This is a genomic window from Streptomyces sp. HmicA12, assembly GCF_000373565.1.
Classification (GTDB): Bacteria; Actinomycetota; Actinomycetes; order Streptomycetales; family Streptomycetaceae; genus Streptomyces.
Genome location: NZ_KB891798.1, coordinates 66,395 through 89,733, shown reverse-complemented (window position 1 = coordinate 89,733; position 23,339 = coordinate 66,395). Strand labels below are relative to the sequence as shown.

Sequence of the window (23,339 nt, the reverse complement as noted above, 5' to 3'; positions counted from 1 at the left end):
GGTTCTCCCGAACAGCAGAGGCGGATCTGTGTGATGGACGCGGCATTCGGAGTCGCCCTACCGTCGGGGACATGGCTGCTGCGATCCCCACGTCGACCGTCACCTCCACCCCCACGTCCGCCGGCCTTCCGACGTCCGAGTCCGCCTTCTGGGCCGACGCGGACCGGCATCTCGTGCGCTACGGCACCGGCTTCACCCGCGAGGTGATCGAGCGCGCCGCAGGAACCTTCGTGTACACCGCGGACGGCCGCGAGATCCTCGACTTCACCTCCGGTCAGATGAGCGCGATCCTCGGGCATTCCCATCCGGCGGTCGTGGAGACCGTCCGCCGCCAGGTCGGCTCCCTCGACCACCTGTACAGCGGCATGCTCAGCCGCCCGGTGGTCGACCTGGCCCGGCGCCTGGCCGAGACGTTGCCGGATCCCCTGGAGAAGGCGCTGCTCCTGACGACCGGCGCCGAGTCGAACGAGGCCGCGGTACGGATGGCCAAGCTGGTCACGGGCAAGCACGAGATCGTCTCGTTCGCCCGGTCCTGGCACGGCATGACCCAGGCCGCGGCGGCCGCCACCTACAGCGCGGGCCGCAAGGGATACGGACCCACCGCCCCCGGCCACTTCGCGATCCCGGTGCCGAACGCCTACCGCCCCGACTTCACCACGCCCGACGGCGCCTTCGACTGGCGCCGCCAGCTGGACTTCTCCTTCGACCTCATCGACGCCCAGTCCACCGGCAGCCTCGCCGCCTGCCTCGTGGAGCCGATCCTCAGCTCCGGCGGGATCATCGATCCGCCGCCCGGCTACCTCGCGGCTCTCCAGCACAAGTGCCACGAGCGGGGCATGCTGCTGATCCTCGACGAGGCCCAGACCGGCCTGTGCAGGACCGGCACCTGGTACGCCTTCGAGCGGGACGGTGTCGTCCCCGACATCCTCACGCTGTCCAAGACGCTGGGCGCGGGCCTGCCCCTGGCGGCCGTGGTCACGAGTGCCGAGATCGAGCGGGAGGCGTACGACCGCGGTTTCCTCTTCCTCACCACCCACGTCTCCGACCCGCTGGTGGCCGCCGTCGGCAACACCGTCCTCGATGTGGCCGTCGAGGACCGCCTGGACGAGCGCGCCCGCTCGCTCGGCGCCTTCCTGCGCTCCGGTCTCGAGGACATGGCCACCCGCCACGACGTCATCGGTGACATCCGCGGCCGCGGCCTGCTCGTCGGTCTGGAACTCGTCGTCGACCGCGCGACGAAGGAGAGCTCGGACGTGCTGGGTGCGCGGGTCACCCGGCGTTGCCTCGAACTCGGCCTGCACATGAACATCGTCCAGCTGCCCGGCATGGGCGGCGTCTTCCGGATCGCTCCCCCGCTCACGGCGAGGCGGGAGGAACTGGAGCTCGGCCTGTCGATCCTGGACACCGCGATCGCAGAGGTGAGCGCGACGCTGTAGGCCGGAGGGCCGACGAGCCGGTCAGGATCGCTGGGTCGAGAACGTGGTGCAGCTCGCTCCGGAGATCTGCCCGTCCAGATGGTCGGGGGTCGAAGTGTCGTAGGTGGCCCGGAGGTTGACCGAGTCGAAGTTGTCCGGCCGGTCGATCCAGTGCGTGGCCCGCAGAGTGAGGACGTTGTTCGTGAATGTCCCCTCCATCGCGAACGAGCCGCGCGGCACCTCCGGGTTGGAGGGTGCGGGGTAGAACGAGAAGACGGCTTCGGCGGTGCCGTCGTCGTGCTGCTCGATCGTGAGCGCGAGGCCCGTGATGCCCTGGTTGCAGACGTAGTTGCCGTCCCACTGACCGGACAGGTCGGCCTTGCCGTCGCTCGCCGACGGGCTGTCCGACGCGGCCGCGACGGGCGCGGAGCCCGACGGGGTGGGCGTGTCCGAGTACGACGGAGCGCCGGCCGAGTAGCTCGGCGACGAGCCGCCGTACCCGGAGTCCGAACCGGATCCCGTACCGAAGATGTTGTCCGACTGCCAGGCGATCAGCCCGATGGCCAGCACCCCCGCGAGCACCGAACCGCCCACGATCGCGCCGCGTCTGCCCGACGACGGCCGCGGCGGACCGCCGGGGATGCCGTGCACCGGCGCCGTCCGGGTCCCCGGCGTCGGGCTGCCCCACGTCGGCGTGACCATCGGAGGCGGCGTCGGTGGACCGAAGACTCCTTGCGCTCCACCTCCCGGCGGACCGCCGGCGAACGCCGTGGGCACGTACGCGGGCGGTGGGGTCGGCGGCACGTGCGGGACCGGTGGACGCGGTCCGGTCGTGGTCGGCGCTCCGTGCGGTGGCGTCCGCGGCGGCGTCGGCGCGGCGTCGGGGCTCTCCGGCGCACCGTCGCGCACCGCGCGGACCGCCTCGGCCACGCCCGACGGGAGCCAGGCCGCGGTGGTGAACAGCAGAGCCGTGTGGGCGGCGCCCTCCGCGTCCGTCAGCTCCGCAAGGAGTTCGTCGATGCGTGGCCGGGCGTCCGGGCTCTTGGCCAGGCAGCGCGCGATCAGCGGGCGCAGCGCGGCGGGGACGCCGTCAAGCTCGGGGGTGCCGTGCACGATCCGGTACATGAGCCCCTGGGCCGAACCCGTGCCGAAAGGACCCGAGCCGGATGCGGTGAACGCGAGGACCGCGCCCAGGGCGAAGACGTCACTGGCCGGTCCGACCCGCTCGCCCGTCAGCTGCTCCGGCGACATGAATCCGGGCGTCCCGATCACCACCCCGGTACGGGTGATCGCACTGGCCTCCGTCGCCGTCGAGATGCCGAAGTCGATGACGCGCGGCCCGTCGGCCGCCAGCAGCACGTTCGACGGCTTCAGGTCGCGGTGCACGAGTCCCGACGCGTGGATGGCCTCCAGGGCCTCCGCGAGTCCGGCCGCCAGCGTCGTCACGGGGCCGACGTCCCACGCGCCGTGCCGGGCCACCGCGGTGTCCAGCGAGACGCCCGGTACGTAGGCGGTGGCCAGCCAGGGCGGATCGCCCTCGGCGTCGGCGTCGACCACCCCGGCCGTGAACACACCGTTCACCCGGCGTGCCGCGGCGACCTCGCGCGCGAACCGCTGCCGGAACTCCCGGTCCTCCGCGAGTTCGGGGCGCACCACCTTCACGGCGACCGCCCGGCCGCCCTTCGACCGCGCCAGATACACGCGCCCCATGCCGCCGGCACCCAGCCGGCCCACCACTCGATACGGACCGATCTGCTCCGGATCGTCCGCCCCGACCGCCTGCATAGCTGTCACCGGCCCCCCAAGGTCGTCCCGCGCTCTGTGCACGCAGGCCTGACATCATGACGCCAACAAGCGGTTGCGGACGCCTGTTTCCCGCATACTCGGCCCATCTCACCACACGCGTACGCGGTCGCGGCGACGTGGGGGTGCGCGCTCGTACGGCTCGCTCCGGGTTACGGCTCTCGGCGTATGGCGCGACGGGGCACGGGCGGTCAACGTGAGTCTGCCGTCCTACGGGAGGTCCGTGGGACACCACCACGGGGAGCCCTGTCCATGCACCTCGACCACTCACGCCCCGCGCGCCGCACCGCCGCGTCCTGCGCCCTGCTGCTCGCCCTCTGCTTCCTCGCGGCCTGCCAGGCGGACGACGACCCGTCCCCGTCCTCGGCGACCACGGCCTCCCCGACCGCGACGGCCACACGGAGTCGCACCGCCGCGCAGGGCACCGTCCCCGACCTCAAGGGCGGGACCGTGTCCGACGCGCGCGATCAACTCGCCGATCTGGACTACGGGATGGCGTTCACCGACGACTCCGAGATCGGCGACGACTCCCTCACGGTGACCGCCCAGTCGCCCGCCCCCGGCACCGCGCTCAAGCCGGGCGGCACGGTGACGCTCACCGTGCCCGGCAGGTGAGGGCAGCGGATCGGTCCGGTCCGTCCCCGCTTTCCGCGCGGCGCGACACACCGGAGACTCCCAAGTCAGCCGCGTACACGGACATTTGACTCTCCCGGCCACTGATTGTTGGTTATGGTGACAAGTGGGGGCTGCTCTTCGACGGGCGGGTTCTGGTCGTTGGAACTGGGTGAGTCGGACACGACGGGGGGCTCGCGGTGAATCGCCTGGCCGGAGCGGAGCCGGAAGTCGAGCGGCGGGGGCGCGGGGCGCCCGCGGTGCTGCCCGCGGCGTTGCGCACGTGGCTCGGGGTGATCGCCGCCGTCGCCGTACTGGTGGTCGTCGCGGTCGGGGTCATGTACGCGGGCCACAGCGCGTCCGGCACGGTGGACCGGTGGTTCGTCCTGCCGACGGACGACAGCGTCGGGCAGCCGTGGCGTGACGTCGCGCTGACCATCGACTTCCTCGGAGAACCGGCCGGGTCCGCGCTGCTGGTGGCGGCCGCCGTGGCCGGCTGTCTGCTGCTGCGGCGTCCTCGCGCGGCGGTGTTCGTCGTCGCCGCGGTCGGCATCACGGTGGTGCTCGCGACGCTGGGCAAGCATCTGGTGGGACGCACCATCCACGGCCCCGACAACCTGTCCTACCCGAGCGGGCACACCGCCTTCTTCACCGCGCTCGCCCTGGCGCTGGCGCTGCTCGTAGTCGGCCGGCTCGGGCTCGGCGGGGCGGCCGGCACCCTGCTCGTGCTCGCCTCGGCGACGTTGGCCGGTGCGGTGATGGGCTGGGCCCAGGTCGCTCTGAGCGCGCACTACCCGACCGACGTCCTCGGCGGCTGGTGCACCGCGCTGGTGGTGGTCCCGGCGACCGCGTGGGCGGTCGACCGGGTCGCCGAGGACGAGCGGTGGCAGCGCCGCTGACGTCACGTCACGTCATGCCAGGCGGCGGAAGACGGGTTTCACCGGTCGCCCGCCCTGCCAGGGGGTCGGGTCGGCGGCGTCCAGCGCCTTCCGGTACACGGCGCAGGCCCCGGCCACGACGTCCACCGTGCGGTCGATGTCGGCGTCGTCGAGCGCGCTGCTCACCACGAACGACGGGGCGAGCACCCCGCCCGCCAGCAACTGGCGCAGGAACAGGGTGCGGTACTCCTGCGACGGCTGACCGTTCTCGTCGAGGGTGGCGAACACCAGGTTGCTGGCCCGGCCCCGGACGACGACGTGGTCGCCGACGCCCATCGAGGCCGCCGCGTCGCGGACCCCGGCGGCCAGTCGCTCGCCGAGGTCGTGCAGCCGCGCGGTGATGCCCTCCTCCACGTACGTGCTCTGCACGGCCATCGCGGCCGCCAGGGAGTGCGTCTCCGCACCGTGCGTGGTCGACAGCAGGAACACCCGGTCCCCCGCGTGCCGCAGCCCGCCCCGCTCCATGAGTTCGCGACGCCCGGCCAGCGCGGAGACGGCGAACCCGTTGCCCAGCGCCTTGCCGAACGTGGACAGGTCGGGGACGACGCCGTACAGACCCTGGGCGCCCGCCTCGGACCAGCGGAAGCCGGTGATCATCTCGTCGAAGACCAGGACGCAGCCGTGCCGGTCGGCCAGTTCGCGCAGGCCCTCGAGATAGCCGGGCGGCGGTTCCCGGTGGGCGGCGGGTTCGAGGATCAGGCAGGCGACCTCGCCCTCGTACCGGGTGAGCAGTTCCTCCGTGGCGGCCAGGTCCCCGTAGGGGAACGCCACGGTGAGGTCGGTGGTCGCCGCCGGAATGCCGGCGGACATCGGCGTGGTGCCGATGAACCAGTCGTCGGTGGAGAAGAACGGATGGTCGCCGCAGATGGCCACCCGCGGGCGCCCGGTGACGGCGCGGGCGAGGCGTACCGCGGCGGTGGTGACGTCGGAGCCGTTCTTCGCGAACTTCACCATCTCCGCGGTCGGCACCGTGGCCAGGAAGCGTTCCGCGGCCTCGACCTCGACGATCGAGGGCCGGACGAAGTTGCTGCCGCGCTCGATCGCCCGCCGCGCCGCCTCGCTCACCCGGGGGTGGGCGTGGCCGAGGCTGACCGACCGCAGTCCTGAGCCGTACTCGATGTACTGGTTGCCGTCGATGTCCCACACATGGGCACCGCGGCCGTGACTGATGACCGGTGCGAGGTCCTCGGGGTACTGGTCGTCGCCCTTGGCGTAGGTGTGCGCGCCCCCGGGGATCATGCCGTGCAGCCGCTCGTTGGCCGTCCGCGACCGGGGGAGGCCGAACTCTTCGTCGTCCACGCTGACTTCAGCTCTCCTTCTGTGTCTCGTTCTGCTTCAGGGCCTCGGCCAGGCTCGGCGCCTCCCGGTCCCGCGGCGACATCGACGTGGCCTCCAGCGGCCAGGCGATGGCGAGCTCCGGGTCGTCGAAGGCGATCGTCACGTCCTCGGCCGGGTCGTGCGGGCGGTCGATCCGGTACGAGGTGTCGGCGGTCTCGGTGAGCGCCTGGAAGCCGTGCGCGCAGCCCGCCGGGATGTAGAGGGTCTTCTGCGTCTCGCCGGACAGTTCGAAGGTGGCCACGTTGCGGTACGTCGGTGAGCCCGTCCGCAGGTCCACGACGACGTCGAAGATCTGTCCGTACGAGCAGCGCACCAGCTTGGCCTCGCCGGCGCCGGAGCGCAGGTGCAGGCCGCGCAGTACGCCCCGCACCGAGCGGGAGACGCTGTCCTGGATGAAGGCGTCCGGGTCGAGGCCCACCGAGCGGACCACGTCGGCGTCGAAGGTGCGGCAGAAGAAGCCGCGTTCGTCGGCGAACGGCGTCGGCTCGAACAGGTACGCGCCGGAGATCTCCGGGACTTCGATCGCTTTCATAGCGCCTTCCGCGAGGTGTGGGTGGGGACGGCCGCGGGGAACAGAGCCGACGTCAACGCGGCGAACTGGTCCTTGAGTTGACGGGCGGCGACCTGGTTCCGCTCGGCGAGGGTGCGGCGCAGCTCGGCCGAGCGCTTCTCCAACGACCGGAACAGTTCGAGGAGTTGCTCGGTGTCGACCTCGCGGGCCGGGTGGCAGTACGCGCCGAGACCCATCCGGGCCATGAGCGCGTCACTCTTCGACGCGTAGCTGAGCGCGATCGTCGGGGTTCCGGCCTTCAGCGCGCAGACCAGGTTGTGGTAGCGGGTCGCCACCACGGCGTCGGCGGCCGCCGTCTCCTTCATGAGGTCGGCCAGCGAGGTCGCTTCGGCCGCGGTGACCAGGGGCGAGTCCACCGCTTCCTGGATCGCGGCGACCACCGACGCGTCGCACGCGTCACCGGTGAGCAGCCGCACGGGCCTGCCCTCCTCGATCAGCGCGCGCACGAACCGCGTCGTGCCGTCGAGGTAGCGGCGGTGGATCTCCTCGGCCCGGGCGCGGTCGTCGTTCCCGCCGTGGAAGTCCATGACGCCGACGCAGACCGGGCCCGGCGGACCCGAGGGCGTGCTCGCCGGTGGTGTCGGCAGGGCGAAGGCGAGGTCCGGACAGACCTCGTCGCGCTCGGTGTTCACTCCCATGCCCCGCATCGCGTCGCGGGACTGGGTGTCGCGGTACGAGCGGTAGGTGGCGAGCCGCGCCGACCAGCGCACCAGGGCCCGGGTCGCCCGCTCGCCGATGGGGGCGGCGCCGACGCCGACCAGCGCGACCCGCGTGCGCAGCAGCCGGCCGCTCGCGCAGAGCAGGAACAGGGAGTACGGGAAGCCCCACGGCCGCAGCGGCAGCGTGGCCTCCAGGACGCCCATGCCCGGCACGATCACCACGTCGTGCCGGCGCACCCAGGCGGCGGTGCGGACGACGTCGACGAGTTTGCCCGCGCCCTTGCCGACGACGGCGCCCGCCCGGGACGCGGTCCGGTACTCCCCGCGGTACCAGTGCAGCCGCGTCGCGGGGATCCCGAACCGGGCCGTGACGGCCTCGGGTCCGCCGCACAGCGCGTCCACGGCCGCCTCGGGGTGCTCGGTGCGGAGGTATCCGAGCACGGCCTCGAGCGAGCCGTCGTTGCCGAGGTTGCCGGAGCCGAGCAGGCCGAACACCCCGACGCGTACCGGCGTCACTCCCGCGTCCCCTCACGGTCGGCACCCTCGGCGCGGCCCGCACGGCCTTCCCGCCCGGCGACGATCTCGTCGACGGAGACGGTGAGCCTGTCCGGGTCGACCGGGGCGCGGTCCTCGACCCGCTCGCCCGCGCCCGGCCGCACCCGGCTGGTCATCCAGGCGGCCAGGTGGCTGTAGCACGCGCGCCGGTCGGCGGTGGACAGCGGCGCCCGCCGGATCGCCGAGACGAAACCCCCGACGTACTCGGCGAGGAGCCGCGGTGTCGGGTGCAGCGGTCCGGCCCGGCGCGGGTCGAGGTTGACGCTGCGGGAGCGCTTGGACGGGTTGGCCCGCTCGGCGCGGGTGGGGTGGTCGCGGCGGAAGTAGAGCAGTTCGGGCACCTGGTGGAAGGGCCCGTGCAGGGCGATCTCGGCGACGAACGTGCGGTCGGCGTGGTGGTAGCTGTCGTGCGGCTTCACCCGGCGCAGCATGTCGGCCCGCATCACCCCGTAGAAGTCGTCGCCCCCGGGCTCGAACAGCATGCTGCGGAAGCGGACCGGAGCGCGCGGGGAGTCGGTGGCGAGCGTGTACTCGTACGGGACCTTCACCCGGCCCGCTTCGTCGATGACCGCCTGGTCGGCGTGGGCGAGGATCACGTCCGGTCGTTCGTCGAGCGCTTCGACGCAGCGGCGCAGCAGGTCGCGGGCGTAGAGGTCGTCGTGCGAGGCCCACTTGAACAGTTCGCCGTGGCACTGGGTGAAGACGTAGTTGTGGTTCGGTGCGGCGCCGATGTTCCGGGGCAGCCGGAGGTACCGGATGCGGGCGTCCTTCTCGGCGTACCCGCGGCAGATGTCCTCGGTGCCGTCGGTCGAGGCGTTGTCGGAAATGACCAGCTCGAAGTCCTCGTAGGTCTGGCCCAGCAGGGCGTCGAGCGACTCGGCGAGATACTCCTCGCCGTTGTAGACGGGCAGGCCGATGCTCAACCTGGGATGGGCGGTCATTGCGTCCTCACTTCGGGAAGGGTGTTCTGGTGGCGCTCGCGGAGGGCGGACCGCAGTTGGAGCCACCACACGGCCGAGCTGGTCAGCGTCGCGGCGGCGACGCCCCAGGCCGAGCCGATCGTGCCGGCCACGGCCGCGCCGCCGAGTCCGCCGCCGACGTAGCAGGCGGAGGCGAACAGCTGGCAGCGCAGGCTGCGCCGGGCCGCGGCGAGCGCCCGCAGGCCGGCAGCGGCGCCGGTGCCGAGCCCGGAGCCGGCGACGGCGAGGGTGGCCGGAATGATGAGTTGCGAGGCCGAGTGCCAGACGTCGCCGAGCACGAACTCGCCGGCCCGGTCGGGCACCAGGAGCAGCGCCCCGCCCCACAGCAGCGCGGTCCCGGCCTGTCCGCCGCCGAGCAGGAGGCAGAACCTGCCGAGGCGGTGCGGTGCCTGGCGCAGCACCCGGGCCGCCTCCGCGACGGTGACCAGCGAGAGGCCCATCAGCAGCGCGAGGAACGGGCCGAGCAGGAGCTCAGCGCCGCGCACCGCGCCCACCGCGCCGACGCCGACGATCACGCCGAGTCCGTAGGCGCGCAGTTGGCTCGCGCCGCTGAGGCTCACGTTCTCGACGAGGTAGCGGTAGCCGAGGTCGCGCTGCTCGCGCAGCCAGCCGCGCGCCCGGGTCAGCCGCGGCCGGATGCCCGACTGGAAGCAGCCGTACGCCGCGGCGACCGCGGCGGACACGCCCCAGGCGAGCAGGAAGGCGGCGACGGTGCCGACACGGGCCGCCACGACCATCGCGGGGACGAGCGCGACGCCCCACGCGAGGTCGTTGAGGAAGGCCTTGCGCCCCGATCCGGCGGCGAAGAACGCGAAGCGCCAGGCGTCCTGGAGGAGCAGCGCCGGGAGCACGACGCCGAGGCAGACGAACGCGGGCCCCACGCGCCCGCCGATGCCGAGCCCGATGAGCAGGCACACCGCGCCGAGCGCGATGCCCAGCGCGAGTGCGGCGCCCGACGCGCGGCCCGCCGCCGAGCGCCAGGTCGCTTCCGGTACGCCGCTGAAGCGCACCACGAGCGGGTCGGTGGCGAGGCCCCGGGCGACGTTGAGCACGACGCCGTAGGTCAGCCAGGCCAGGCTGAACACGCCGAACGCGGTCACGCCGAGCTCACGTGCCACGTAGATCCCCACCGCGAAGTTGGTGAGGCTGGAGGCCGCCTGGTCGGCGAGGCCCCAGGACAGTCGGCCGGCCATGGCGCGCCGCGCGGTCGGCGCCGCCGGCCTCGTCGTCTCCCCCTCGGTGGTCATCGGTTTCATGCCTTGATCAGCCCGGCGTCGTGCAGGGCGTCGGCCGCCGCGGCGACGGCGTCGAAGGGCAGCTCGGCCCGCTCGGCGACGTCCAGCAGACTGTGCTCGCCGTCGGAGAGGCTGAGCACCCAGAGCATCGCCATCTGCGCCGCTTTCGCGTCGCTGCGCCCGCCGAGCGAGTCGTACAACCCGCGCCGCCCCAGCTGGGGTTCGCCGTAGGGGCTCAGGTTCACGTACCGCCGGTTGCGGTCGAGCACGCCGAACGCCTCGCGGCAGACGGCGAGGGTGTCCGCCATCGCCTCCGGGGTGACGAAGTCCGGGTTGTCCCCCGAGGTGTGGTACTCGGGGTACCCGGCGTACGGGGTGCGGCTCAGCGAGCCCACCCCGAGGTCGAACCCGGGTGAGCAGTACTGCCGCTCGTCGTAGCCGTACGGAGTGAACTCCCTGACGCTGTGCGGGCGTTCGGAGGCGTTGAGGACGTGCCGCAGCACCCGGTCGATCTCCGCGTCGCCGCGCCTGCTCCGCTTGTACGTCAGCTGTCCCGAGTCGCCCGCGCAGGCCAGCACGAGCCCGTGCTTGACCTGCTCGATGCGCTCCGCGTTGCGGGCCAGCCAGGTGATGGCGCCGATGGTGCCGGGCGCGTAGATGAACCGGTAGGTGTAGTACGGGGTCTCCTCGGCCAGCGCCCGGGCCAGGTACGTCGCCACCGCGATGCCGGCCAGGTTGTCGTTGGCCAGCGACGGGTGGCAGACGTGGCAGGAGACGATGACCTCGTCGGGGACCTGTCCGGGGATCACGTGCTCGGCGTAGGTGAGGTGTCCGTCCTCGAGTGTGGAGTCCACCCGCACCTCGTACTCGCCGTCCGGCAGCGCGTCGAGGGTGTCCTGGGCCAGGCAGAAGCCCCACTGCGGCTGGTAGTAGCTGGTGCGGTAGGGCACCAGGCTCGGTTGTTCGGGGAGGGTGTGCAGGTGGGCGCGGAGCTCGGCGAGCGGCATGGTCCGCGCGACGGGCACGCTGTAGCCGAGCACGTGCAGGCTGGACTCGGCGAAGTCGACGACCCGCCGCCCGGAGGCGTCGGCGATGTACGCGTCCCGGATGTTCCACTCCTGCGGGACCGTCCAGTCGAGCACCTGGGTGCCCGTCGGTACCTCGTGGATCTTCAGCGGGACGTACTCGCCGACGATGTCCAGGGTGGCACGCACCCCGTCACCGGTGATGCTCCGGCACAGCGGGTACAGCCGCCGCACCAGGTCGTGCATCTCCTCTCCCGTCCCGGTCATCGGCGCCACCGAAGGGTGTCGTCGACGGTGTCGGCCTCGGACGCCGCGCGCAGCACGGCGAGGCGGGTGAAGCGCTGCTCGAAGCTCTCCCGCGTCAGGTCGAACTTCCGGTAGGCCTCGGCGAGTTCGAGGGCGCCCTGCTTCACGGTCCATTCGCAGTCGAAGCCGGGGATCGCGGCGCGGAACCGGGAGAAGTCGACCCGGTAGGAGCGCGGGTCGGCGCCGTTCTCCCCGGTGATGTTCACCTTCGCGCCGGCCACCTCGCCGACCTGCTCGGCGATCTGGGCGACCGTGACGTTGTTGACCTCGCTGCCGATGTTGAACGCCCGGTCGTGCACGGCCTCGCGCGGCGCCTCGAGCGCGGCCGTGAAGGCGCGGGCGATGTCGGCGGCGTGCACCAGCGGTCGCCAGGGGGTGCCGTCGGAGAGCACCAGCACCTCGCCGGACAGGAGCGCGTGCCCCATCAGGTTGTTGAGCACGATGTCGGCGCGCAGCCGGGGCGAGAAGCCGAAGGCGGTGGCGTTGCGCATGTACACCGGGGTGAAGTCGTCGTCGGCCAGCGCGTGCAGGTCGTCCTCGACGCGCACCTTGGACTCCGCGTACGGGGTCACCGGGCGCAGCGGGGCGTCCTCGGCGACCAGGTCGCCGCCGCCCGCGGCGCCGTAGACGGAGCAGGTCGACGCGTACAGGAAGCGCCGTGCGCCGGCTTCGCGGGCCAGCCGGGCGAGGCGGACCGAGGCGTGGTGGTTGATGTCGTAGGTGAGCTCCGGCGCCAGTGACCCCAGCGGGTCGTTGGAGAGCGCGGCGAGGTGGATCACGGCGTCCACCCCTGCCACGTGTTCGGCCGTGACGTCGCGCAGGTCCACGCGGTGGCCCGCGGGGTCAGCGGGCCGCGGGCCCAGCACACAGTCGGCGAACAGGCCGGCGTCGAGGCCGACGACCTCGTGTCCGGCGGCTGCCAGGACCGGGGCCATCACGGTGCCCAGGTAGCCCTGGTGTCCGGTCAGCAGTACGCGCAAGGTTCAGTCCCCCAGATCGAGCATGAGTTTGGTGACGGCGAACGCCTCGGCGTAGTGCGCGTGGCATTCGATACCGCGGATCCGGGCGAGGCCGAGGAAGGCCTCCCGGTCGTACCAGGGCCGGTGGCGCTGCGAGGGGTAGTGCTCCTGCAGCAGCCGGACCTTCTGTTCGGCGATCGGCGGGTCCAGCGGCTGGTACGCCGACGGGCGGCCGAGGTCGCCGTCCCACTTGACGATCTCGTACCCGAGGACGAGGTGGTCGCGGAACGCGGTGGGCAGCAGTTGCGCGAGGCCCCGGTGGTCCTGGTGGGCGTCGTCGGTGCGCGGCGCGAGGATCAGGTCCGGGTCGGTCCGGTCGCGCAACTCCTCGACGGCGGCCTTGGCCTCTTCCCAGTGCGCCGGCATCCGGCCGTCGGGGAGTTTGAGCACGGTGACCCGTAGGTCGGCGTCCGGGCAGAAGGCGGCGAGCGCGGCCCGCTCCTCCTGCTCCCGCTCGGTGCCGCCGCCGGAGAGCACCAGCGCGTCGACGCGGATGCCCCGGCGCGCGAGGCACAGCGTCAGGAGGGTGCCGCCGGCGCCGATGGCGATGTCGTCGCAGTGCGCGCCCACCACGACGATCCGGTCCAGGGGCCTCGCCCCGAGCCGGATCACGCTCGCGCCCCGACGGCGTCGTGCTCCCACACGGCCCACGGGCGGTGACCCCGCGCGTAGGACTCGTCGAGCGCGGCTCGCTCCTTCACGGTGTCGGTCGGCTTCCAGAAGCCGCGGTGCTGGTGCGCCACCAGCCTTCCCTGCTTGGCGAGTTGGCCGCAGCCGTCGGCGACCAGGTCGCCGTTCTCGGGGATGTGGTCGAAGACCTCCTGGCGGAGCACGAAGTATCCGCCGTTCTCCCACAGCGGCATGTCGCTCACCGCCGTGATGCCGCCGACCAGACCGTCCTCGCCCAGCTCCACGCAGTGGAACGAGGACTGCGGCGGCACCACCATCATCGACGCCCCGGCGTCCCGCGCGGCGAACCGGTCGATCATCTCCGGCAGCGGGGCGTCGGTGAGCACGTCGGCGTAGTTGGCGAGGAACATCTCGTCGCCGTCCAGGTGGTGGCGCACCCGGCGCAGGCGCTCACCGATCGGCGACTCGATGCCGGTCTGCGCGAACGTGATGGTCCAGTCGGCGATGTCGGTGGACAGCAGCTCGGGCTTCCCGCCGCGCAGCACGAAGTCGTTGGACGTCGTCTCCTCGTAGTTGAGGAAGAAGTTCTTGATGTGGTGGGCGCCGTATCCGAGGCACAGGATGAACTCCTTGTGCCCGAAGTGGGCGTAGTAGCGCATGACGTGCCAGATCAGCGGGCGCGGGCCGACCATCGCCATGGGCTTGGGCACGTCGTCCGCGGCGCCGCTGCGCATCCGCATCCCGTAACCGCCGCAGAACAGGACGACCTTCATGAGTTGACCTCGACAATGCTGAGTTCCGGGATGGGGAAGACGAGGCGGCCGCCCCAGTCGTGCACGAAGGACAGCTGCTCGACCAGCTCGGCCCGCAGGTTCCACGGGAGGACGAGGACGTAGTCCGGCTTGTCGGCGGCTATCTGCTCGGGCGCCAGGATCGGGATGCGGGTGCCCGGGGTGAACCTGCCGTGCTTGTAGGGGTTGCGGTCGACCGTGTACGCGAGCAGGTCGGGCCGGATGCCGCAGTGGTTGAGCAGGGTGTTGCCCTTGCCCGGGGCGCCGTAGCCGACGACCGTCTCGCCGCGCTCGGCCGCCTCGATCAGGAACTTCAGGAGGTCCCTGCGGACCTTGGCGACCCGTGCGGAGAACTCGGTGTACCCGGACAGTTCCTGGAGGCCTGCCGCCTTCTCGCGGGCCAGCACGTCGGTCACCCGCTGGGACGGCTCGCCGGCGATCTCGGCGGGGCGGGCCCACAAACGGATGGAACCGCCGTGCGTGGGCAGCAGCTCGACGTCCACGAGCGTCAGTCCGCCGCTGGCCAGGGCCCGGATCGCGGAGGCGACCGTGTAGTACTGGAAGTGCTCGTGGTAGATCGTGTCGTACTGGTTCTCCTCGATCAGGGTCAGCAGGTGCTGCACCTCGATGGAGACCCAGCCGTCGTCGGCGACCAGGGCGCGCAGTCCCTGGGTGAACCCGACGACGTCGGGGATGTGCGCGTACACGTTGTTGGCCACGACCAGGTTCGCCGGGCCGTGCTCGGTGCGGACGGCCGCCCCGGTCTCCGGGGACAGGAACTCCGTGAGCGTGGGCACGCCCGCGTCCCGTGCCGCCGCGCCGACGTTCACCGACGGCTCGATGCCGAGGCAGCGGATCCCCCGGTCCACCACGTGGCTGAGCAGGTAGCCGTCGTTGCTCGCGACCTCGACCACGAAGGCGTCGGAGCCGAGGCCCACCTTCCGCACGGCGTCGGCGACGAACGTGCGCGCGTGCTCGACCCAGGACGTCGAGTAGGAGGAGAAGTACGCGTACTCCTTGAACGTCTCCTCCGGCGTGATCAGCGGCGGGATCTGCGCCAGCCAGCAGTCGGTGCAGACCCTCAGGTGCAGCGGGTACGCCGGCTCCGGCTCGTCCAGTTGCTCCGCGGCCAGAAAGCTCTCGCACGGTGGCGTCGCCCCCAGGTCGACGACGCTCGCCAGCGTCGTCGAGCCGCACAGTCGGCATCGTGTCATCTCTTGTCCCCATCCCCCCTGCTCGCGCGGATGTCCCCGCCTCGAGCCTTTGCCGACCGCCCCGCGATCGCGGTGCGGTACTCCTCCAGCAGGCGCTCCAGGCCGACGGCCGGGCTGAAGTCCTGTTCGTAGCGGCGCCGGGCCGCACGGCCCATCTCCCGGTTGCGGTCCGGGTCGGCCGCGATCCGGCGCAGGCAACTTGCCAGCGAGGCCGTCTCGTTGGGCCGGTGCAGCAGCCCGGTCGTCCCGTCCTCGACGAGTTCGACGAAGGCTCCGTGCCCGGCGGCGACGGTCGGCACCCCGGCCGCCATCGCCTCGACGGCCACCAGGCCGAACGCCTCCAGCCATGTCGAGGGAGCCACCACGGCGACCGACCGGGCGATGGCCTTCTGGCACTCCGCCGTGTCGTACAGGCCGGCGTACCGCACGTCGTCGCGGCCGGCCGCCCAGGCGGTCACCTCCCGCTCCAGCGGCCCCGATCCGGCGATCACGAGCGGCACGCCGACACCGCCGCTCGCCGCGATCTCGTCCCACGCGGTCATGAGCAGTCGCACGCCCTTGGCCTCCGCGAGGCGGCCGAGGTACAGCACGTGCTCGCCCGCGTCGGTGCGGCGCGTGCCCGGGTCGGGCACGAAGTTGTGTTTCACCGCGAGGCGCTCGGCCGGCATGCCGGCCCCCACCAGGACGTCGCGCTGGGACTGCGAGATGCAGAAGAAGCGCTCCACGCCCGACCACCAGCGCCGCCGGTTGACCGACAGGCTGACCGCGAGCGGCACCGTCGCGAGCCGGGAGTTCCGGTAGCAGCCGTGCCGGACGGCGGGCAGCGGTGTCGACCCGACGCACTCGGTGCACGGCCGTCCGTCGCGCTGCAGCGTGCCGGGCGGGCAGACCTGGGTGTAGTTGTGCAGCGTGGCGACGGCGGGCACACCGGCGTCGGCGCAGGCGGCGAGGACCGCGGGCGACAGGAGCGGGAAGACGTTGTGGATGTGCACGACGTCGGGCCGCTCGGCGCGCAGCTTCGCGGTGAGTTCCGCGCGGACCGCCGGGTTCCACGGCACGAGCAGCGGGATCGCGGCCTTGCCGAGCAGGGACCGGGAACCGATGGTGTCGCTGCGCCGCTCGAACACGTCGACCTGGTGGCCGGCCGCGCGCAGCAGTGCCACCTCCTGGTCGACGACCTTGTTCTCCCCGCTCGGCTGGGCCGACGCGTAGTGGTTGTGCACCACGAGGACGTGCATGGTCACCTCACCTCCGAACCACGGGCCCAGCGCGGGACGTGTCGTCGAGGGGTGGCCTGCTTCGGCAGCACGAGGACCGGTGCGGGCCCCACGACGGGCGTCGCCAACAGCGAGGCGGCCAGGCCCAGATGCAGCAGGTACGGCGACGCGTCGCCCAGTCCCGCCTCGGTGTACGACGCGATGGCGCAGTAGCTGATCAGGAAGATCGCGGCGGCGCGCTGCAGCGACGGCGGCCGCAGCAGCGCGACGCCGCCGAGCACGAGGATGATCGCCGCGACGAGTGTGACACCGGTCAGGCCCTGTTCGTTGTAGACGGCCAGCCAGCTGTTGTCGATCGGCAACCCGCCGTACGACTTGTCGCCCAGTCCCGTGCCGAACAGTTGCTGCGAGAGGGACCGGGGCGCGGCCAGCAGGGCGTCCCAGACCTTGGCCCGGCCGGTGAGGTTGGAGAAGTTCTCCTGGGTCTGCCCGCGCAGGAACCACTTCTGGAGCGCGGAGGCGAACACCACCGCGCCCACCCCGGCGCACACCACGGTCCAGGTGAAGAACCGGCGGGCGGCGGCGCTGGTCAGCACGAGCGAGCCGATCGCCAGCGCGAGGCCGATGAGCAGCCCGAGCGTGGCCGTCCTGGTGTGGGTCAGCAGGAGCAGGACGAGCGAGGGCACGATGACCACCGCGGCGCTCGCCCGGTCGGTCCTGCGACCCAGCAGGAGCAGCACGGTGAGGCCGATGATCACCGCCGCGTACTGGCCGATCTGCGGCGGGGTGAGCGGCCACAGGGCGCCGACCAGCCGACCGCCGTAGACCTCGGGCATGGCGGCGCCCGGTGAGATGACCAGGCCCGCGGCCACCGAGCCGAGCACCACGAAGTACATGCGGATGTGGCTGCGTACGAAGGTCAGGCTGCCGTCCCACCAGCGGCTGAGCAGCCAGAGGGTGCAGATGAAGAGCGTCAGCCGGCCGCAGCGGAACAGCGCGCCGAAGCCGGACTCCAGGTTCACGCTGGAGACGACGCTCGGTACGAGCAGCAGGGTGAGCAGCAGCACGTAGGCGCTGGATCGCAGGCGCAGCCGGGGATTGGCGGCGAGCGCCAGCGCGAACGCGGCGACCAGCGCGCCCATGGTGGCCACCTGGATGAGGGAGCGGGGCAGCGGGATGACGGTCTTCGCGCCGGCCGAGCCGAGCGTGTTGAGGATCAGCAGCCCCCAGGAGAACCCGACGATCCTGGGAGCCCGGGGCCGCGGGTCCGCGGTGCTCGCCGTGTCCGCCGGCTTCGCCGTGTCGGGTGCGGTCGTGATGTCGCCGTGGCGCGGATTCCCTCGCATCTCAACCACCCGCCCGTGCGGCGATGGTGCTGCCCTTGTCCTGCCCGTAGGGCTTGCCCCGCCACTTCGTGAAGCCGAGGACGCGGCTCGTGTCCTGGGTGACGAACTTCCACGGCCCGACGTAGGTGTTGTCGTGCCAGCGGTTGTCCTGCTCGGTGGTGATCGCCCGGGCCACCTTCTCGCCCTTGTACGGCGACCACTTCGGATAGGTGCCGTAGTTGGAGAGGAGCCCCATGCGGTCGCACCCGTCCAGGCACTTCACCACGGACCGGTCCAGGACGAAGCGGTTGTCGTGGATGTCCACCCGCTGGGTCTTCCAGCGGCAGTCGTCGTACAGCGGATCGCTCGCGATCCTCGGCTGGGCGCAGCGGTCGACGTCCTTGACCAGCAGGGTGCAGTCCGCGGAGGAGGTGTTGGCCGGGCTGTTGCAGAAGCGGTCGGCGTTCTCCCACAGGGTGATCGCGGCCCAGTTGTTCTCCAGCAGGTTCCCGGAGATGTCGATCTTGTCGGTGCGGGCCTTGATCCGCGGTTCACCGCCCGACTCGGAGATGTACACGGTGGCGTACGGGAAGGTGTCGCCGCTCTCGGCGGCGCCGCGGCCCTCGATCCACTGGTTGCGCCGGATCGTGTTCTTCCGGATGACGGCGTTGTAGCTGGTCTCGTAGATCAGTGCGGCGCCGTCGTTGTTCTCGATCAGGTTGTTCTCGATGCGGAAGTCGTTGTTGTTGGTGTCCGCCCACAGCCCGGTGCCGCGGTTGTCGTGCACCCAGTTGCCGCGTACGTCCGCGCCGTTGACGGCCCAGAACTTGATGCCGCCGGTGCAGCCGCAGCCCTCGCGCTTGGCCTCCCAGTCGTCGGTGTTGTTGCCGACGATCTCGTTGCCCTCGACCACCAGGCCGGTGATGCGTCCGTCGGGCTTGTACGCGTTCATCCCGTACTGGCCGTTGTCGCGCAGGCAGTTGGCGCGGACGTGCTGGCGGGCGCCGGCCATGAGCGCGGCGCCGGAGTTGCGCTGGATGGTCGCGTGCTCGATCACCCAGCCGTCGGCCGAGTCGTGGTTGACGACGCCCTGGTCCTGCGGCGCGACGAACCCCTGCACGGTGAGGTAGCGGATCGTGACGCCGGGCGCCGCACCGCCGAACGCGTACTGGTTCTTCTTCCCGCCGTCGAGCACCGCGCCGGGCGCACCGAGGTAGCGGTTCCCCTTCTTGGGGATGACCTGGGCGTAGCGGTCCGCTTCGAGCCGGTGCTTGCCCGGCTTCAGCCAGAACGTGGTGCCCGCCGGGCTGCGCCTGGTCTTCGCGGCCAGGTCGTTGACCTTCTTGGGGTCGACCGTCACCGCGCCGGCGGGTGCCTTCGCCGGTCCGGGCTCGGGCTTGTCGCACACCCGGGCCACGGGCGTGGGCGGTGCGGCGGTCGGCTTCGCCTCGGTGGGCGGTGGCGGGCTGTCGCAGCCGGTCAGCGCCAGCAGGGCCAGCGTCAGCAGGGCCGCCGCGGGTGTCCAGTGCCGTCTGTTGTTCCCCACGCGCCCCCCTAGCCGCGGAACCTGAGCACGGTGGTGAAGCCCTCCGTGCCGTCGGTGAATCCGGTGCCGACCAGGGTCGTGCTGGGTTCCTTGCGCCCGAAGCCGGCCGAGTACCAGCCCAGCGGCGGGTTCGTCTCGCCGCGGTGCGCCCGCCAGGACAGCTGCCCCGGCAGGTCCAGGACCGCGGAGCGCTCCTCGCCGTCACGGCTCCAGGTGAGGACGGCACGGTCGTCCGTCAGCTCCGCGGTGACCGCGGGGCCGAGGTGGAACGCCAGGCGCACGGCCCGGTCCGTGACGGTGACCTCGTCCACCACCGTCAACTCCGCTCCCCCGGGCGCCAGTTCCACCCGGCGCCGGTGCACGGCACCCTCGTAGCCCTCGTGTTCGGCGCTCCAGCGGGCCGCGGCCTCGCCGGAGGTCTCCACGGCGAGGACACGGGTGCGAGCGTGCCTCGTCCACAGGAACGGGCCGCCCGAGACGGACTGGTCGCTGTCGTCGAGCTGCAGGGTGTTGTGGCCCAGGGTCGACCGGAAGTACTGCCGCCACTCGGGCTGCCCGTGGTAGCAGTACGTGCCCGGGTCGGCCAGCACGTCGACGCCGTCGTGCCGGACCTCCAGGGACAGCGCGTCCGCGTGGGCGTGCGCGGCGATGGACAGGAAGCCGTGCGGGCCGCCGTCGCAGCGGGCCCAGACCTCGCCCGTCTCTCCCGTGTCGCGCAGGATCGTCATGCCCGCGTCGGCGAAGTGGTCCGGCCGGCTCGTCGGGCGGGTGATCCCCTTCGCCGCGCCGGCCTTGACGAGCGCGGCGAGCAGCGGGGTGCGCACGTCGGTGGCGGTCACCGTCGGCCACCAGTCGAGCCGCCCGAAGACGGCGTCCCCGGTGGCGAGCAGCGAGCCCCAGCGGTCGGTGCCCGGCCCGTCGACGATCAGGCCGTGGCCGTCGTCCGCGTCACCCTGGCGCGGCGGGCGCAGGCCGCTGTCCACGACGGCCGCGAGCGCGTCGGTCATCCGCAGCAGCACGAGCCGGACCGTCGCGGGCACCGGCACACCGGCGGCGTCCGCCTCGGCCACCGCGGCCAGACCCAGTTCGAGGACGAGTCCGTGGTACTCGGTGGCCAGCTCGCGGTTGAGGCCGGAGAGGAAGGTGTTGGAGCGCAGCTGCCGCTCCAGCGAGCGCAGCGCGTCGGTCCGCCACTTCTGCGACGAGGGGAACCAGGCGAAGGCGCAGGCCGCGGCGAACTGCCCGGCCGTCTCGGCGATGACGTGGTTGTTCGCCGATGAGCCCCGGCTGGGGAAGCCGGCCAGCCAGCGCTGGTGGTGCCAGATCTGGTTCACCGCCACCGGGTTGTCCTCGAACAGCGCGGCCGCGCCCGGCCAGCCGTCGAGCAGCCGGCGCACCCACACCCAGGAGATCAGCCGGATGCCCAGCTCGATGCCGCTGATCCAGTGCACCCCACGCAGCGGCGGGTTGGCCGCCCACCACGACCTGAGGTGGTCGGCCACGCGCTCGGCGTACCGCTCGTCGCCGGTGATCGCGTAGGCGGCGGCGAGCACGGTCAGGTACTGGTGCCGGGACGGCTCCCAGATCTGCTTGATGTCGCCGACCGCGTCCTCGTCGCGGTACGGCACGTCGAAGGCGTAGCCCCACGGAGCCCGGCGGCCGGTCTTCGGGTCGCTCCACCAGTCCGGGTCGACGAGGTCGTCGCGGACCACGCCGAAGTACTCGGCGTGGCCGTACATCAGCCGGTCGGCCTCGGCCACAAGACGCTTCGCGGCGTCCGGCGCGATGGCCGCGAGGGTCCCTGCGGGCAGCACCGCGGTGAACGGCGCGCCGGTCCCGGTCGGACAGTCGGGGCGCGCCGAGCGCCACCGCCGCCTGCGCACGGCGTCGCCCGCGCGGCCGCCGATCTCCCGCGGGCCCATCGCGGAGAGACGTCGCAGGTACCAGGCGGGACTCATCGTCATCGGGACCGCTCCAGGGTCACCGGGGCGCCGCCGGCCAGGCCCGCCTGCACGGCGAGGGTGGCCGCCGTGGTGGCGACGAGCGAATCCAGCGGCACCGGCATCGGACCGCCGCCGCGCACGGCCTTGACGAACGCGGCGAGTTCGGTCTCCTGGCCCTTGTCGCGGGCCTTGGGCAGCCGCGAACTGACCCACTTCTTGCGGCCGTACACCGAGGCGCGGACGAAGTCGTCGAGCCGCAGCACCTTGCCGTCCGCGACGAGGTCCAGCGTCTCCTTGGGGAACCCGGGCGCGCCCGTGGTGACGTAGCTGATGGTGGCCGTGGATCCGTCCGCGTAGCGCAGCACGACCTGGAGGTCCTCGTTGCCGGTCGGGGCGATGGCGTACACCGAGACCGGGTCGTCGTCGAGCAGCCAGCTCGCCGTGTCGATGAAGTGTCCGCCCTCGCCGGCGAACCGCGAGCCCTCGGTGCCCTGCTGGAGGTACCAGCTGCCGTGCTGCAGCCGGCCCGCGTTGACCAGGTAGCGCAGGCTCGCCGGGCCGGTCCTGACGCCGAACCGCTGCTTGGCCTCCCGCAGCAGGGGCGAGAAGCGGCGGTTGAAGCCCACCTGCAGCCGGTCGTTGCCGGACTCCTCCACCGCCGCGAGCACGCTCGCCAGTTCGTCCTCGGTGAGGGCGAGGGGCTTCTCGACGAACACGGCCTTGCCGGCGAGGAGCGCCTTGCGGGTCAGCTCGGCGTGCGAGCTGTGCCGCGTGACGACGAACACCGCGTCGACGGCCGGGTCTCCGAGTACGGCGTCCAGGTCGGTGGTGGCCTCGGCGAAGCCGAACTTCCGCTGGGCGTTGGCCGCGGACAGCGCCGTCGTGGTGACGACGGTCGACAGCTCGACGCCGTCGCGCCCGGCCAGGTGCGGCAGCAGCATCGATGTCGCGTAGTTGCCCGCGCCGACGAACGCGAGGCGCACGGGCGTGGTGGCGGCCCGGACCGGAGCGGGCGTCGCACCGCCGCGCTTGACCGCGGGCACGGCGACCACCGGGGCCGCCGCTTCCGTTTCGCCTTGCGCTTTCTGGTCGGGGTAGCGGAACAGCACGGCGACGGCCTTCAACTCGCCGTCCTTCAGGCGCTGGTACGTCTCCACGGCGTCGTCGAAGTCGGAGACGTGGGAGATCAGGGGCTCCACGTCGACGCGGCCGCGGGCGACGAGGTCGAGGAAGCACGCCAGGTTGCGGCGCTCGGTCCAGCGCACGTAGCCGATCGGGTAGTCGCGGCCTTCCAGTTCGTACTCCGGGTCGTAGCGACCGGGCCCGTACGAGCGGGAGAACCGGACGTCGAGCTCCTTCTCGTAGTACGCGTTCCACGGCAGGTTCAGGCTGCACTTGCCGATGTCGACGACCCGGCCGCGGTCCCGGCTCAGGTGTGCGGCCAGCTCGACGGGCTGATTGCTGCCGCCGCCCGCGGCCAGGTACACCTGGTCCGCGCCGTGGCCCTCGGTGAGTTCGGCGACGGCGCTCTCCACGGCCGCGGACCCGGGGTCGCCGCAGGCCACGGCGCCGAGGCTCTCGGCGAGTTCGCAGCGCGTCGGGTCGGGGTCGGCGCCGACGACGCGGACGCCCGCGGCGGTGAGGAGCTGCACCACCAGCTGTCCGATCAGGCCGAGGCCGATGACCAGGGCGACCTCGCCGAGCTGCGACTCGCCCTGGCGGACTCCCTGCAGCGCGATCGATCCGACGGTGCCGAAGGCGGCGTGGCGCGGCGCGAGGCCGTCCGGGATCGGGGTGTAGAGGTTGCGCGGCACCCAGTTGAGCTCGGCGTGCAGGGCGTGCTCGTTTCCGGCGCAGGCCACGAGGTCGCCGACCTTGACGTCGTCGATCCCGGCGCCGACCTGCTCGACCACTCCGCACAGCGAGTAGCCGAGCGGCGTGTACGAGTCCAGCTTGCCCATCACCTTGCGGTAGGTGGCGGGCACTCCGTTGGTGGCCACGCTCTGCATGACCTTGGCGACCTGGTCGGGGCGAGAGCGGGCCTTGCCGAGCATCGACATGCCGGCCTCGGAGACCTTCATCATCTCGGTCCCGGTGGAGATCAGCGAGTACCCGGTGCGGACCAGCACACCGCCCGGCTTGCAGCCCGGCACCGGCACGTCGAGCACCGTCAGCTCGCCGCTCTTGTAGTTCTGAACAACCTGTTTCACCGAAGTC

General features: G+C 72.2%; 19 protein-coding genes. 3 read left to right on the top strand and 16 right to left on the bottom strand.

Annotated elements, in window-relative coordinates; translation table 11 throughout:
• Positions 1–71 precede the first annotated feature (71 nt).
• Positions 72–1,436 carry an aspartate aminotransferase family protein gene (locus tag B072_RS0104265; protein WP_018528692.1) on the top strand — a complete coding sequence of 455 codons (1,365 nt, stop codon included), beginning with the start codon at positions 72–74 and terminating at the stop codon, positions 1,434–1,436.
• A 21-nt stretch (positions 1,437–1,457) separates the two neighbouring features.
• Here the strand turns inward: B072_RS0104265 and B072_RS47615 are convergent, their stop codons facing one another.
• Positions 1,458–3,200, bottom strand: coding sequence for a serine/threonine-protein kinase (locus tag B072_RS47615; RefSeq protein ID WP_018528691.1), 1,743 nt, complete (start codon positions 3,198–3,200; stop codon positions 1,458–1,460).
• Between the two features lie 270 nt (positions 3,201–3,470).
• Here B072_RS47615 and B072_RS0104255 point away from each other — a divergent pair, with 270 nt between their 5' ends.
• Both B072_RS0104255 and B072_RS0104250 read left to right on the top strand, forming a co-directional pair.
• Entirely contained in the window at positions 3,471–3,833 is a 363-nt protein-coding gene (locus B072_RS0104255) for a PASTA domain-containing protein (protein WP_018528690.1), read from the top strand.
• A gap of 197 nt (positions 3,834–4,030) precedes the next feature.
• A complete protein-coding gene (locus B072_RS0104250) occupies positions 4,031–4,729 on the top strand; it encodes a phosphatase PAP2 family protein (protein ID WP_234018790.1) in 699 nt (232 codons plus the stop codon).
• A 12-nt stretch (positions 4,730–4,741) separates the two neighbouring features.
• Here B072_RS0104250 and B072_RS0104245 read toward each other — a convergent pair whose 3' ends face one another.
• Genes B072_RS0104245 through B072_RS0104175 form a run of 15 tightly spaced genes read right to left on the bottom strand, consistent with a single transcriptional unit; the run spans position 4,742 to position 23,332 of the window.
• Entirely contained in the window at positions 4,742–6,067 is a 1,326-nt protein-coding gene (locus tag B072_RS0104245; protein ID WP_018528688.1) for a glutamate-1-semialdehyde 2,1-aminomutase, read from the bottom strand.
• 7 nt (positions 6,068–6,074) lie between these two features.
• Positions 6,075–6,638, bottom strand: coding sequence for a dTDP-4-dehydrorhamnose 3,5-epimerase (rfbC, locus tag B072_RS0104240; RefSeq protein WP_018528687.1), 564 nt, complete (start codon positions 6,636–6,638; stop codon positions 6,075–6,077).
• Positions 6,635–7,852, bottom strand: a complete 1,218-nt coding sequence (locus B072_RS0104235) for a polysaccharide pyruvyl transferase family protein (RefSeq protein ID WP_018528686.1) — start codon at positions 7,850–7,852, stop codon at positions 6,635–6,637. Before B072_RS0104235 ends, rfbC begins: the two co-directional genes overlap by 4 nt.
• Positions 7,849–8,832 carry a glycosyltransferase family 2 protein gene (locus B072_RS0104230; protein ID WP_018528685.1) on the bottom strand — a complete coding sequence of 328 codons (984 nt, stop codon included), beginning with the start codon at positions 8,830–8,832 and terminating at the stop codon, positions 7,849–7,851. The genes B072_RS0104235 and B072_RS0104230 overlap by 4 nt, the downstream gene beginning before the upstream one ends.
• Positions 8,829–10,118, bottom strand: coding sequence for a membrane protein (locus B072_RS0104225; RefSeq protein ID WP_018528684.1), 1,290 nt, complete (start codon positions 10,116–10,118; stop codon positions 8,829–8,831). Before B072_RS0104225 ends, B072_RS0104230 begins: the two co-directional genes overlap by 4 nt.
• Before the next feature lie 5 nt (positions 10,119–10,123).
• Positions 10,124–11,398: a DUF4910 domain-containing protein gene (locus B072_RS0104220; RefSeq protein WP_043243365.1), complete on the bottom strand. Its 1,275-nt coding sequence runs from the start codon at positions 11,396–11,398 to the stop codon at positions 10,124–10,126.
• Positions 11,395–12,417 carry an NAD-dependent epimerase/dehydratase family protein gene (locus B072_RS0104215; protein ID WP_018528682.1) on the bottom strand — a complete coding sequence of 341 codons (1,023 nt, stop codon included), beginning with the start codon at positions 12,415–12,417 and terminating at the stop codon, positions 11,395–11,397. The genes B072_RS0104220 and B072_RS0104215 overlap by 4 nt, the downstream gene beginning before the upstream one ends.
• Before the next feature lie 3 nt (positions 12,418–12,420).
• Entirely contained in the window at positions 12,421–13,068 is a 648-nt protein-coding gene (locus tag B072_RS0104210) for a PIG-L deacetylase family protein (RefSeq protein WP_018528681.1), read from the bottom strand.
• Entirely contained in the window at positions 13,065–13,859 is a 795-nt protein-coding gene (locus tag B072_RS0104205; RefSeq protein ID WP_018528680.1) for a glucose-1-phosphate cytidylyltransferase, read from the bottom strand. Before B072_RS0104205 ends, B072_RS0104210 begins: the two co-directional genes overlap by 4 nt.
• Entirely contained in the window at positions 13,856–15,091 is a 1,236-nt protein-coding gene (locus B072_RS0104200; RefSeq protein ID WP_018528679.1) for a class I SAM-dependent methyltransferase, read from the bottom strand. The genes B072_RS0104205 and B072_RS0104200 overlap by 4 nt, the downstream gene beginning before the upstream one ends.
• Positions 15,088–16,329 carry a glycosyltransferase gene (locus B072_RS0104195; RefSeq protein ID WP_026245438.1) on the bottom strand — a complete coding sequence of 414 codons (1,242 nt, stop codon included), beginning with the start codon at positions 16,327–16,329 and terminating at the stop codon, positions 15,088–15,090. The genes B072_RS0104200 and B072_RS0104195 overlap by 4 nt, the downstream gene beginning before the upstream one ends.
• A 2-nt stretch (positions 16,330–16,331) precedes the next feature.
• The gene (locus tag B072_RS0104190) at positions 16,332–17,654 is read right to left on the bottom strand and encodes a hypothetical protein (RefSeq protein ID WP_078506281.1); all 1,323 of its coding nucleotides are present in this window, start codon (positions 17,652–17,654) and stop codon (positions 16,332–16,334) included.
• A gap of 1 nt (position 17,655) precedes the next feature.
• The gene (locus B072_RS0104185) at positions 17,656–19,179 is read right to left on the bottom strand and encodes a right-handed parallel beta-helix repeat-containing protein (protein WP_018528676.1); all 1,524 of its coding nucleotides are present in this window, start codon (positions 19,177–19,179) and stop codon (positions 17,656–17,658) included.
• Between the two features lie 8 nt (positions 19,180–19,187).
• Positions 19,188–21,143 (bottom strand): heparinase II/III family protein, encoded by a 1,956-nt coding sequence (locus B072_RS0104180; protein ID WP_018528675.1) that lies wholly within the window; start codon positions 21,141–21,143, stop codon positions 19,188–19,190.
• Positions 21,140–23,332: a bi-domain-containing oxidoreductase gene (locus tag B072_RS0104175; RefSeq protein ID WP_018528674.1), complete on the bottom strand. Its 2,193-nt coding sequence runs from the start codon at positions 23,330–23,332 to the stop codon at positions 21,140–21,142. Before B072_RS0104175 ends, B072_RS0104180 begins: the two co-directional genes overlap by 4 nt.
• Positions 23,333–23,339 lie beyond the last annotated feature (7 nt).